8 protein-coding genes are annotated in these 14,302 nt (G+C 38.8%); all 8 read right to left on the bottom strand.

What is annotated here, in order from left to right; genetic code table 11:
• Positions 1 to 41: 41 nt before the first annotated feature.
• The 8 genes from B3H30_RS00965 to B3H30_RS01000 all read right to left on the bottom strand — a co-directional run bounded on the left by B3H30_RS00965 (position 42) and on the right by B3H30_RS01000 (position 14,031).
• Entirely contained in the window at positions 42 to 1,964 is a 1,923-nt protein-coding gene (locus B3H30_RS00965) for a RagB/SusD family nutrient uptake outer membrane protein (RefSeq protein WP_286727354.1), read from the bottom strand.
• 19 nt (positions 1,965 to 1,983) lie between these two features.
• Entirely contained in the window at positions 1,984 to 5,238 is a 3,255-nt protein-coding gene (locus B3H30_RS00970; protein ID WP_286709480.1) for a SusC/RagA family TonB-linked outer membrane protein, read from the bottom strand.
• A 158-nt stretch (positions 5,239 to 5,396) separates the two neighbouring features.
• Entirely contained in the window at positions 5,397 to 6,098 is a 702-nt protein-coding gene (locus tag B3H30_RS00975) for a response regulator transcription factor (RefSeq protein ID WP_112374000.1), read from the bottom strand.
• Positions 6,099 to 7,421 (bottom strand): sensor histidine kinase, encoded by a 1,323-nt coding sequence (locus B3H30_RS00980; protein ID WP_286709481.1) that lies wholly within the window; start codon positions 7,419 to 7,421, stop codon positions 6,099 to 6,101. It abuts the gene before it with no gap.
• A gap of 88 nt (positions 7,422 to 7,509) precedes the next feature.
• Positions 7,510 to 9,804, bottom strand: coding sequence for a GH92 family glycosyl hydrolase (locus B3H30_RS00985; RefSeq protein ID WP_286709482.1), 2,295 nt, complete (start codon positions 9,802 to 9,804; stop codon positions 7,510 to 7,512).
• A 10-nt stretch (positions 9,805 to 9,814) separates the two neighbouring features.
• Positions 9,815 to 10,537 (bottom strand): basic secretory protein-like protein, encoded by a 723-nt coding sequence (locus B3H30_RS00990; protein WP_286709483.1) that lies wholly within the window; start codon positions 10,535 to 10,537, stop codon positions 9,815 to 9,817.
• Positions 10,538 to 10,547: 10 nt separating this feature from the next.
• Entirely contained in the window at positions 10,548 to 12,896 is a 2,349-nt protein-coding gene (locus B3H30_RS00995) for a GH92 family glycosyl hydrolase (RefSeq protein ID WP_286774665.1), read from the bottom strand.
• A gap of 148 nt (positions 12,897 to 13,044) precedes the next feature.
• Positions 13,045 to 14,031, bottom strand: a complete 987-nt coding sequence (locus B3H30_RS01000; protein WP_286774666.1) for a LacI family DNA-binding transcriptional regulator — start codon at positions 14,029 to 14,031, stop codon at positions 13,045 to 13,047.
• Positions 14,032 to 14,302 lie beyond the last annotated feature (271 nt).

Raw genomic sequence — 14,302 nt, forward strand, 5'->3', positions numbered from 1 at the left:
AACCGCAATCAAATGATTGCGGTTTTTATATCACACTAATACTACCACCCAGGGTTCTGCCCTAATGAGGGCGATTTTTGGATCTCTGAGTTTAAAATAGGAAATAAGTAATGAGTTGGAGCAGTAAAAACTCTACTTTCAACAAAGAAACGTTCCATTTTATAACGTTTATCACCGATTTGGATTTTACCATTTACATCTTCAACAGCTCTCATACCATTAATCATATTTTGAAGTTTCGGATAAGCTGTATTATTATTCTTCCAGTAGTTTATACTTCGTTCATTATTTGTACTACCTGATGCAGTAAAGGTCTGGTATTTAGTTTTCTCCACCGAGCTACTGGGCTCTAGATATAGGCGACTATCAAAAGCTCTCTTATTCTCATAGAAGAATTCGACCCTTCTTTCACGGTAAATGTACTCACGCATCAAATTTTTATCAGCAAGCGTTGTCATAGGCATTGGTGCCATAAAGGATCTAGATCTTACCTGATTAATTAAATCATAGATCTCTTGTGTTGGTCCATCAACTTCGTTAACCGCCTCAGCATAAATGTAAATAAAGTCTGGCAAACGCCAAACTGGAGGCGCACTAATGATAACACTGCCATTCTTATTCCAGGCTTCCTGCAAAAATTTCCTCAGATAATATCCCGTGCGCGTTGCATTATTCGCTCCGATCTGATCGGCACCACTCGCAATATTTGTCTGGGATGGATTATTGTTACCGCCGCGGAATGCTGCACCATGAAATATAATGTCGCGATAAAAACGTGGATCCCTTTTTACTGAAGTATAAGGATTTGCGTCATCATACCCGTCCTGTTTAGCCTTGGTACTATAAATCGGGTAACCAAAGCCATCTGGCGACAAGTACTCATACTCATCTACTTGTTCTTGAACGGGCATCTGACGAGCTCCACCACCGCGGCTTGGCGGATATACATCACCAAACCACCCTTCACCCTTATAGCGCGTAAAAAACAAAACATACTCATTTTTGAACGCCTCCATATCATAAAACATCTGCCATAAGCGTGTATAAACTGTTGAGTTACTCGTGTTTTGACCACCACTATCTCCAAAATCGGTATTTGAGTATTTCTGGTAAAGACTATAACGTTTTCCACCTGCAACCTTACTTTCAAGAACTGCCTTAGCAGCCTCTTTAGCTTTCACCCAACGCTGAGGATCATATGTAGCGTATTCGGACTCAAACTTACGTGTCCCATTATAACCTTTTGCGGCAGCTCCATTCCAAAGTGGTGTAGCGGCCATCCACCGTGCTTCTGCTATCAGCCCAAGACATGCCCCTTTATCGATACGTCCAAAATTCTGCCCCTCCCATTTTTCCGGGACAGCATTATATGCTGTTGTTGCATCAGCTACAATTTTGTCAATAACTTTATGAACTGACTCACGCTCGAAATTCATGTTCTCTGTTGCCGTAACAACATGATCTATGTAAGGTATCTCACCATATATACGAACAGCCATTAAATGAAAGTAAGCTCTTAAAAAGTAGACCTCACCCACGCGCATAGGCAGTGAACCTGGTTCTAGGATATCATCTGGTGTACTATATTTTTTTATTCCTTCCAAAATAACGTTTGTTCTACGGATCCCGTCAAACATACTATTCCAGAATTGACCATTGTCTCCGGGTAGTTCATTGATATTCCAATCACCTGTATTATATCTATTCGTAATATTTCCCTCTACTGTAGAGCCTTCGGCCTCATCGGTTATCGCAGCACTCGAAAAATGATAAAACCACGAAATCGGTTGATTGACATTCTTCGCTTTAGTATATACATCCGTAACGAGCTGATTTACTTTTTCATAACGAGTAAAAACCTCATCTTCCCGGATCTGATCGTCGGGTAATTTGTCCAAATATTTGTTGCAACTTGCGATCATAAAAGCAACCACACCTGCCATAAAAAAAAGTATTTTTTTCATCTTCAATACATTCATAAGGTTAGAAATTAAGATTTATTCCAAAATTGTAGACTTTTAGAATCGGGTACCAATAACCGCTCGTATTTCCCATCTCAGGATCTATACTTAAATCCTTCAAACCTGACCAGGTAAATAGGTTCATTCCTTGCGCATAAACGCGCAATTGATTTAAACCAATTCTTTTAATAAGATCTTTCGGCAAATTATAACCGATCTCTATATTTTTAAGTCTTAAATATTTAGCATCATATAAAAACAGACTACTATTGCTATTTTTATTATTTTCAGAATTACCTATATGTAAAGCGGGGTAAGTTGCAGTTTCGGCCGTTTCCGGGGTCCAACGTCCCATATGAATTGGTCTAACCGAGCCGAGTTTATCTTGATCAAAAGTTGGGAAATCCCATACAGCCGCATCTTTCAATAAAATTGAAGAATTTAACGCTCCTTGAAACAAAAGACTAAAATCAAAGCCCTTATATTGGAGTGATATTGGTAAGCCAAATTGAATCTCTGGGCTCCTAGGATTTCCCATAACTGTACGATCCCCTAAATCTGTAATTTTACCATCACCGTTCAAATCCTTATATACGACATCGCCTGGTCCTACTGTTCCCCAAGGTTGAAAATTACTCTGATTTAATTTGTCCGCCTCGGCTTGATCCCTAACGAAGTGATCGAAAACATAGACAAAATTTTCATAAAGTCGTTTACCTGTTGCTTGCCTGTATTCATATAGTCGCGGAACCTCTTGTCGGTAGATCAACTTATTTCTGGAAAAGGTGAAATTAGGTTTTAGAGAGAATCTGAAATTATCCCCGATCATATCTGAATAACTCATTTCAATATCGATACCACGGTTGCGGACCTTTCCAATATTGATCAGCGGAGAACCTTTACCAACTACGCCTGGAAAACCAATGTCATCCGCCCCAAGTTCGGTAATAATGTCATAACGATAATCCTCAAAAACATCAATGCTAAAGTTCATCTTGTTTTTTAAAAAGCCCATATCGAGACCTACATTAGTTTTTCTAGATTTCTCCCATGTTATATTTTCATTTGCTAGGCGCCCTTCACGAAGGCCACTTAGTCCATTGTTAAAATTCTGTTCGCCAAAACTATAACCGTCTCCTCGCTGAAAAAATGCCAGATATCCGAATCGAGCATCACCTGGCATTTTATCATTGCCCACAAGGCCCATCGAGGCCCTAAGCTTCAAAAAGCTTAGCCAATCTTTGGTATTCGACATAAATTTCTCCTTGCTAACCACCCAACCCAATGCTCCAGCCGGGAAAAATCCATAACGTTTTCCCTCTATAAAATTTTCGGATCCATTGTAACCAAAGTTAAATTCCGCCAAATATTTTTCTAGATAATTATAGGTAAACTGTCCTGTCATACCTTGATAACGGATATCAACACTGGCTCTTGAATTCGCCGCATCATAAACAGACTGGCTCGAGCGATTGAAAAGCAACATTCCAGTAACATTGTGTTTATCTTTAAATAGACGGTTATAGTTTATTTTTCCTTGAATGAAGGTTCTATTAAAAGGACTACTTTGTGTAAATGAATTTCCAACAGTTTGATCTACCGTATATTTGTTCCCATTTCTATAAGTACCCTCATAGTATTGCGGATTCATAAATAAATCTATACCATCTGTAGGCTGAAAAGTCGCATAATTGGGATATACCCTATATCCTTCACTATAGGTACCCAACTCGCGTCTGACCCATTGTTGCTCTCTTGCATCATAGGAAAATATTCCGTCAACAGAAAGTCCCTTCGTAATAAAATCCATATTCCAACCGGCGGCAAAACTCCCTTCCAGATAGGTGTTTTTTTCTGTATGATATCCTGATCTAGTCAATTCTCCAAGAACATTAAATCGGTAAATTTGATTACCAAACAACAAACCCGAGGGATTATTTAGCAGATAAGCTTGTGTTGAAGGTTGGCTATTGGCTTCGAGAGTGATGGGCAAATACGGCGGCTGTGTCATCGCCAATGTCATCAATCTACTAGCAGAAGTTCCAGGCGAGGTTCGATTGGTAATACGGGCACCTAAATTGAGCTTAACCCACAAGTTTTTTGTAATGTTGACATCAATATTGGATCTAAAGTTATAGCGTTGAAATTTAGGAGAAACATTATACTTAGATAAATCAACATGGTCATAATTATTATCTTGCCCCATATAACCGCCCATCACAAAATATTTCGCGATATCATTGCCTCCTCGTATAGATAGATTGTATTCATGTTGAGGTGCAGTTCTAAAAATATAATCAAAATAGTCCCAGTTATAGCCTAGCCCATCCGAATTATCTCCCTTTGCCCGTCTAAATTTATCTATAGCATCCTGACTAAACAATTTTAAGTTATTGGTATTTCCCCCGGATAGCTTCGCATCATTCGTTAACGCTTCATTGTAGAGAGTTGCATAATCTGCAGATCCCAAAAGCATCGGCAATTGTGCGGGTGTATTTAGGCCATAAGACGCTTTGAAATCCACCGTCGCCTTATCTGCGGATTGCCCACGTTTTGTTGTAACAACGATAACACCATTTGCTCCCCGAATTCCATATGGCGCTGTAGCTGCTGCATCTTTCAAAATGGAAACCGTTTCAATTTCGTCTGGGGCCAAATAGCTCATATCACGCTCAATTCCATCTACAATTACAATGGGTGATTGATTGCCATAAGTTGACTTACCACGAATAAATAATTCTGAACGATCTACCCCTGGTTCTCCTCCAGCATATTGGTTGACGACCAGTCCTGGTAATCTCCCAGCGAGCATGTTATTAATATTTGCAGCAGGGCTCTGCACCAGGTCCTTAGTCGTAATTGTTGCTACCGCACCTACTACATTTCTTTTCTTCTGCGTTGTATATCCAACAACAACAACATCCTCTAATGCTTTTACATCTTCTATCAGACTAACCTGTAGCGCCGATCTTCCAGCGGCAACAATTTGTTGAGGCTGAAAGCCAATATACGAGAAAGTCAACACCGCATCCTTATAGGGAATTTCTATTCGATATCGGCCTGATGCATCTGTTTTCGTTGATTTTCCACTTGCTTTAACGACAATGGTAACACCTTGCAAAACTTTACCTGTCGAACTGTTTAAAACTGTTCCCTCTACAATAATACCTTCTTGTTGGAAACTGAAGTGGCTAGACGCAGCTTTCAATTCGGTCCACAAATTGAATGTGCTACACACCGAAAGCGTAAAAAATAATGGAATTACCTTTCTTTTCATAAATAATAATTAATGATTGGTTTACTAATACAAAAATTGGTCGTTAATTAGTTATTTCTTTGGAATGAACACCTCCAAAGAAATCGACCTTAAGCTGATAAACTAATTCGTTTTAGTAAAATTAAAAAGAAAGAAAAGAGAAAGTTGTTAATCGATTGTTAATGACAATTATTGAAATCGACCTCTAAAATAAATCCCACCTTATAAACAGTTTTAATAGCAACATACCGCGATCTTTTCAGCATTTTTCTAATCTTGCATATAAAAACATCAAGACTTCGTCCTAAAAAATAATCGTTATCTCCCCAAAGAGCAAGTAAGATCTCTTCTCTTTTCAATACAATATTCGGTTTGCTGGCTAAGAAAGTCCAAAGTTCAAATTCACGTGGTGATACAACCTGCCGAGATTTATCATTAAATTCTATTGCAAGTAAATTACGGTCAAGCTTAATGTCACCAATATTGAGTTGCAATTGAGAAACAACAGGCTGCTTAACAATATAATTTTGAAGTTTCAGAGACAATTCTTCAACATCAAACGGTTTTGTTATGTAATCATTACCCCCTAGACGGAGTCCCTTTAATCGATCTGTTTTAGACAGTCTGGCTGTGAGAAAAAGTACAAATTGGTTTTTATTTAACTGTGAAATATATTCAACAAATTGAAATCCGTCCCAAGTAGGAAGTTGTATATCTACTATAAGGATATCATATTTATTAATCTCATAATAGGATATCCCCTCTTCAGCAGACATAGCATGACTAACATCAAATCCAAAATTTGATAGATAATCTATGAGCATTGTCGCTAAATCAAGATCATCTTCAATCAGCAATATATGTCCATATTTTAGTATCATCTATTGTATTATTGGTATGGAAACCGAAAACGTTGTTCCAGACTGGGTTCCTGATTTAACGTTTATTTTCCAACGATGAATCCGCATAACTTCCTTTACGAAAAAAAGTCCCAAACCTAGCCCATTTGAAGAAGCTTCTTGCTTACCCCGATATCCCTTCGTAAAAATATACGGCAGTTGGTTATGTGAAATACCTATTCCATTATCGTGTACAGTCATCATCACAGTATTTACTCCGTCCATACTCAAGCGAATATGGATACATTTTATTGGCTCTTTATTATACTTCAGCCCATTATCGACCAAATTGTTTACAGCAGTGACGAACATAAATGGATTGACAAGCGCCTTTACGTATTTAACGTTTTCATCCATCAAAATTTGAATTACTGTACTTTCTGATACTAAAATCCCTAGGTCCTGTTCTAATTGAACCATAAGTTCTTCCAAAAAGTGTTCTTCGAGAATCACCTCTTCCTGATTAAACACGCTCAAATCAATAGCCTTGTTAATTAATCGATCCAAACGGTTTACCTGACGCATCAACGTATCCAAAGTTGTTGCCATTTTTAGTTTATCTTCTTTAGAAACCTTTACCACCAAGTTAGTTAAACCAATTCGTATGGTTGTCAGTGGTGTATTGAATTCATGGGTGACATTGTTAATAAAGTCAGAAGCCATTTCCGCCATTCTTTTTTGCTTTATCCAACTACTGTAGGTCATCAAATACAACCAAACAATACCAATTATACAGCAACCCGACAGTAATAATAAGGGGAAAATGGATCTTAATACAGAAAAATTTGTATCAATATTTCCAACGTACAACGTAAAAGCCACACGATTTGACATCTTACTATTTGCAGTTATTGCAATCGACGATACGATATTGTCTTTGTCAATAAACCGAAATTCCCCTCCAATAGGAATATGCTGATCTATTCCAAAGTCCATAATTGGTATAAATGTCTTCGCATCAAAAGTCACCGAAACATCTTTCAACACAATGGCATAACCAAAACCTTCACCCAAATTGACTTCGGATCTGATCTTATGAAATAGGCTGTCCATGGCTGGATGATTTCGGAGCCTCGCTACCAACTTCTTTGCGATACTATCTTTCAGATTATTGAAAGCATTACTATCGTCTTGGTAATAAGCTTTCAGACGAACTAAATGAGGCATTAAGGTTGAATCGATAAGTTTCTGCCCGCCCGGAAATATCTTATCGTTCGAGATATACTTATCGTAAACAACCTTAATTGCCTTTTTTTCTTTCTGAAATAGTTCGCTTCTTTTAATCTCATATGATCGTGCGATCATGAGATACTGTAATATCAGAAACAAAACTAAGCAACAGATAGCTATCCATTTGTACACACCTGATCGTCTCATCTTTGTGGGCAGGCTTTTATTTGTTCGGTTTATTACTCATCTCGAAGATTAATTCACCGCCATTTATAATGCTGCTATAGGGTAATAGAAAATCAGCCAATTTCCGCCCATTTAAAGAAACGGATTTAACGTAAACATTCTTCTCAGACTGGTTACGGGCAACTATAGAAAGACTGCGTCCGTTTTCAAGATTAACCTTTGCCGATTTTACCAAAGGACTGCCAATCCAATAACTATCTTCCCCAGGTGCCACCGGATAAAAACCCAATGCAGTAAATAAATACCAGGCAGACATTTGTCCACAGTCATCATTTCCCCCTAAACCCGCATGGCCATTGTGATACTGATTCCGTATGATCTGTCTGACGCGGGCCTGAGTTTTCCAGGGACTATTGGTTATATTGTACAAGTATGCCACATGATGTGAAGGCTCATTTCCATGCACGTAATTTCCGATAATGCCATCGCGGGTAATATCCTCCGTATGTTCAAAATATTTATCCGGTAATTCCATGGTAAACAGGGAATCCAAATAAGACGCTAAACGTTTTTTGCCTCCCATTAATGCCATCATTTCAGTAGGTTGATGCGGTACATACAGGCTGTAATTCCATGAATTTCCTTCAATAAATCCTTGTCCATGTGTATCCAAAACATCAAATTTCTCCTGAAATTTACCCACGGAATTCTTGGGACGCATAAATCCAATGGAGGAATCATAGAGTGATTTCCAGCTTTCAGCTCTTTTGGAAAAAGTCGTGTAAATATCCTCTTTTCCCAATTTTTTCGCCAATTGCGCTATGCACCAATCGTCATACGCATATTCCAATGTATTAGAAACTGATGTTCCCGATACATCTGAAGGAACATACCCCTTATCAATGTAAGCGCCGATTCCCTCATACTGACGTGTATTTGCCGTTTGTACGCAAGCCGCTAGTGCGGCTCCTGCATCGCCTTTGTAAACGCCCTTAAGTATTGCATCAACAATAACAGACACCGAATGATAGCCGCTCATGCACCAATTATCATTCGCATAATGCGACCAAATCGGCAACATCTTCAATACACTCTGGTCATAATGAGCCATCATGGATGCTACAATATCAGCATTACGAGAAGGGTTAATTAAATTCAACAGCGGATGAAAAGCCCGATAAGTATCCCACAGCGAAAATGAAGTATAATTCGTAAAACCTTTGGCGCGGTGCACCTCCTGATCCAAGCCTTTATATTCACCATTCGTATCCATATAGACTGTCGGCATTAAGCTTGCATGGTACATGGCTGTATAAAAATTGACAAGGTCTTCCTTGTTCAACATTTCAGCTTCTATCTTATGCAGCTCCTTTTCCCAAGCTTCTTGGCCTTTCTTAACGTAGCCATCAAAATTCCAGTCCGGAGCCTCAGCCTCCATATTGGCCAATGCATTCTTCATGCTTACTGGACTTAAAGCTACTTTCAGAAGGATGGATTCTTGTGCTTTTGTATCAAAATCCAAGTGTAGCTTAATATTGTGCGCCGTAAGGTCGGGGAAATTATTTTGTTGATCAAACTTACGCCAGAAACCATTATACACAGATTTTCCATCTTCATACTTGGCGCCATAATTCTTAAACGCTTTTGAGGTCTTTATTGCAAAGTATACGGTGCGCGTTCTCGACCAACCGTTTGTTTGACGGTAGCCTACCAGGGTTGAATCGTTCAATACCTTGACAACGGTCCAAACATTCTTGCCATCATAATTATAAATCCCAGCAGTTAGATCTACGATAAGATGTGAAGCGTCAGACTCTTTGAATGTATAACGGTGGAGCCCTACACGTGTTGTAGTCGTTAATTCAGCTTTAATCTGATGTTTATCCAGTAGAACACTGTAATAATTGGCCTCAGCTCGTTCATTGGCATGCGAATAGGAAGATCGATAACCATCTTGTGGTCGATCAGCTGTACCCGGATTCAATTGAACTTTTCCTTGTGTCGGCATGATCTGTATGTCACCAAGATCGGAGTGACCAGTGCCACTAAAATGCGTATGACTAAACCCGACAATCGTAGGATCATCATACTGATAACCGGCACAATATTTATAAACATCGCCGTTATACCGTCCATTGACGGCATAAGATAATGTATCCGTATCAGGGCTTAATTGTACAGCACCGAATGGAACTGTCGCCCCTGGAAAAGTATGTCCCATTTTCGCCGTTCCGATGAGTGGTTTGACATACTGAACTAATTTAGTTTCTTGTGCCTTTAATAGATATGGGACACTAATTAATCCCAAAAAGACTAAACTTCTGATATTCATCGCTTATGAATTATAGTGTGGGATTTTGGCTATAATCGGCCCATAGCTCATCAATAGTTTTACCCGTCTCCGCTTTCCAAAAAGCATCACTATAGCTTTTGCTACGCATCGCTGCATCCAATTTTTTGACAAAATCCTTCTTTACATGTAGATTGATCCAGTACAAAAAGCGCGCTGTAATACGATAAGAATCGCTGTATTTCTGCTTTTCGTTATATTCTGGCAGCTTCCAGTTTGCCCCCGCATTATCTATGCCATCATCAAATCGGACAAAATCGGCTATCCCTTCCGTAATCCACCACGGGCCCGCCCCATCGGGGTATGCTTGGACAATATGCATGACCTCATGGGTAACCACATCAATATCGCCCGGATTTTTGGCAAACCAAGCTGGACTGTAACGGACAATCCCGCCCGCTGTCGCTGCCACACCTTTATAGTCCGGATCAATCACGAAAGACACCTTTTTTATGGTCTTTTTATTATATTTCTTGGCTAGTTTAGGATAGTTTGTAAAATATGCCGCCACCAACCTTTCTTTTAAAGGAGCACTAAAATCTTTGTCTTTATTTATCCAAATCAGGGTGTACCCACCTTTACTGATACTATCAACATCCACAGCCACTTTGCGGTCGTTTTCTGTATGTTTCCAGTTGTCCTGCGCGAAAAGTGAACAAGAGTATGCCAAACCAAATAAGGTAACAACTACTTTTAAGTTTTTAAAGTTTATCATAATCAAATGATTATTTCTTTTTGTTCGATTTCAACTTGATATTTTTTTGCAAATCCGTTGTCATTGAATAAGGCGCTGAATTTTTGGACGATCCCCTCGTATAATTGGGTTTTGCCGCCATGTCAAAATTAAGTGTACCGCCTTCATGCAATGCTTTGTGACTTAACCAGTTTTTACCATAATCCTTACCATTCATTTGCAATGTATTTACATATACATTTTCAGTAGAATTCTTTGGAGCATCTATGGTCAAGGTCTTACCATTTTCAAATGTTAAGGTCGCTTTTTTAAATAACGGCGCTCCGAGTACATATTCATCCGTTGCTGGACAAACAGGATAGAATCCAAGCGCAGAAAAAACATACCATGCAGAAGTTTGACCATTATCTTCGTCACCACAATAGCCATCAGGTGTAGGCTTATACATGCGATCCATCACTTGACGCACCCAATATTGTGTTTTCCAAGGCTGGCCAGCGTAATTGTACAAATATGGCATATGCTGAATTGGCTGATTACCATGTGCATATTGCCCCATATTCGCAACTTGCATTTCACGTATTTCATGAATAATACCACCGTAATAGCTATCGTCGAAATCCGGAGATTGAACAAACACCGAATCTAACATGCTCACAAAAGTCTTTTCCCCTCCCATTAGGTCGATCAGCCCCTGAACATCGTGGAATACGCTCCAGGAATAATGCCAGCTATTGCCTTCGGTGAATGCGTCACCCCATTTTAATGGATTAAAAGGAGTTTGGAATTTCCCATCTTTATTCTTTCCACGCATAAGATTGGTCGATGGATCAAATAAATTTCTGTAGTTCTGTGCACGTTTTGCATACAAATCAATTTCAGCTTTGGGACGGTTCAGCGCTTTTGCCAATTGGTAGATCGTGAAGTCGTCATAAGCATATTCCAATGTACGGGCCGCATTTTCATTGATTTTAACGTCATAGGGCACATAGCCTAAGCTGTTGTAATATTCAACACCTTTTCTTCCAACAGCACTCATTGGTCCTTCATTATTAGCACCGTGCTGTAAAGCTTCGTATAACTTATTGATATCATAACCGCGCAATCCCTTCATATAAGCATCCGAAACCACCGAAGCAGAGTTATTACCCACCATGATATCGGCATATCCCGGACTGCTCCATTCAGGAAGGAAGCCTCCTTCTAAATAGGCATTGAGAAGACCTTCCTGCATTTCCTTATTAATGGAAGGATACATAAAATTTAAGAATGGGTACAACGCCCTAAAAGTGTCCCAAAAACCTGTTCCTCCAAATAAATAACCAGGAAGTGTTTTTCCATTATATGGACTGTAATGTAGAGCCTTTCCTTGCGCATCAATTTCATATAACTTGTTCGGGAAAAATAAAGTCCGATACATGGTCGAATAAAATGTACGCAGCTGATCGATATCATCACCTTCTACTTTAATTTTCCCTAAGGTCGAATTCCAGATCTGACGTCCGTCTTCTTTTATTTGATCAAAAGATTTGTTACCTAACTCATTTAAGTTTAATAAGGCTTGTTCGGCACTGATAAAGGAAGACGCTACTTTCACCTGCACTGGTTTCGTTTTGTCTTTTACCTTAAACCCGACGATTGCACCAGTGTGATCACCTTTGATCTGAAGTTGCCCATCCTTCTTCTCTTTGCCTTCCCAAGTAGCGACACTTGCAAAAGGTTGATCAAAAACCAAAACAAAATAATTCTTGAAATTAGCTGGCAGTGGACCGCGTGCATATTTCGAAGAATAGCCAATTATCATATTTTTTTCTGGAATAATCTGAACTTCAGACCCCTTTTCATAAGCATCCAAAACAATATAAGCATCGTCTGTTTTATTAAACGAGATCCTAAACATGGCTGCGCGTTCTGTTGGTGTCATCTCTGCAGTCACATCGTGATCCGCTAGATAAACCGAATAATAATACGGTTTTACAATCTCCGCTTTATGCGAAAACCAGCTCGCACGCTCGTCTTGATCAAATACAGGCTTTCCAGTTACAGGCATGATAGAAAAAACACCGTAATCATTCATCCAGGGTGATGGCTGGTGAGTCTGTTTTAATCCACGAATCTTATCAGCGGTATATTGATACTGCCATCCGTCGCCATTTTTTCCTGTTTGTGGTGTCCACATATTCATTCCCCAAGGTCTCGCAATCGAGGGATAGGTGTTACCATTGGACAACTCAAATTTGGATTCGGTACCCATTAATGGATTAACAAGATCGACAGCTTCTAGCTGCTGTCCTCTAAATTTCTGAGCCAAAACCGGTTTTGCGTAAAACAAACCCAAAGACAATAACGACCCTAGAAAAACACTTAAAGATTTCTTCATTATTTAGGATATATAAAAATATTTCTACTAAAACGTATTAGTAAAGATATAAAAAAGAATATTAAATCAAAATAAAGACCAGGAATTGGACAAACACGTCTTATGATTTTTACAATTCAATTTCTATATATTCATTTGCTGTCCCATTTTAGCGTCGCATCAATTTTGTTGAGATGATATATTCTTTTGGTGTGGATATCCCTTGATCTATTTCCTTTAACAAAACTTTCACACAAGTCTTAGCCAGAGGTTCCAATGGTTGTTGTATACAGGAGATTTTAGGGTTTAAAAGATCAAACAACTCATGGTCATCAAAAGAAAACATCGGAAAATCATAGTTATTTTCATCCGCTGACCGCAAGGCCTTCAAGCCGAGAATACAAAGGTAATTTGTTGTAAAAAAGAGACCATCTAATCCAACCTGCTTAGCTGCCCAATTTTTCAACGTACGTGAACCTTTCTGCTTCAGATGCTGATAAGGTAATTGCAGTATGCGAGGCTCCATTCCGTATGTGTCACAAAAATCTAAATAGGCACGTTTGCGCGCCAACATTTGTGGTTGATCCGAATCGATGGTCACCAGTCCAAAATTTCTACAACCAATAGATTTCAAATGGTCACATGCATTCTTCCCACTAACTTCATTGTCAATATGCACATAATGGGTTTCCACTGCTGGAGTATTCCTATCAAAAACGACCAATGGAACTTTATGCTCCAATATTTTGCGTTGGTATTCTTCCAAATCTACTGTCGGAGCCAAAATAATACCCTCTACTTTCTTTTCCAACATCGAATCAATGATATCGCGTGCATTTTGTGAATCGCCAAGCGTACTACTGTAGAGGACGTGATAATTTTTCTTTCGGAACAATTCCTCTACATATAAAGCAAATGGACCAAAAAAAGAATCTCCAATATTCTCTACAATTAGACCGATGGTATTTGACCGCCCCGTAGCTAAACTCTTAGCGAGAGCATTGGGCTTATAGCCTACTTTTTCAACGTATGCAAGTACACGGTTTTCCAATTCCTTGCTAATGCGTGCTCGCTCGGCTTTGTGATTAATGACTAATGAAACAGTTGATTTAGACACATTGAGTTCTTGTGCTATTTCTTTAATTGATTTGGCCATAAGAGCATTTTCATAAAATTAGGGTGAAATTAGAAAATAAATATGAACATATCGGAGATTACAATATATAGCACACAATAAATTATTACACAATCGTATGCGTAGACAGTAAAAAGTAACATATTATCAAATTAAGGCTCTTTCATTACCGCTATTATCGCTCAACCAATGCGAACTAGTACGATCAAAAGCTATTTTTGAGTAAATTTAACCCTCATTCTTTTTAAATAATTAGAATAATATACTTTTCAAAAATAGAAGTACAAAAAAG

Origin of the sequence: Sphingobacterium sp. UBA7038 (assembly GCF_002494055.1) — a bacterium.
In the GTDB taxonomy this organism is placed as follows: domain Bacteria; phylum Bacteroidota; class Bacteroidia; order Sphingobacteriales; family Sphingobacteriaceae; genus Sphingobacterium; species Sphingobacterium multivorum.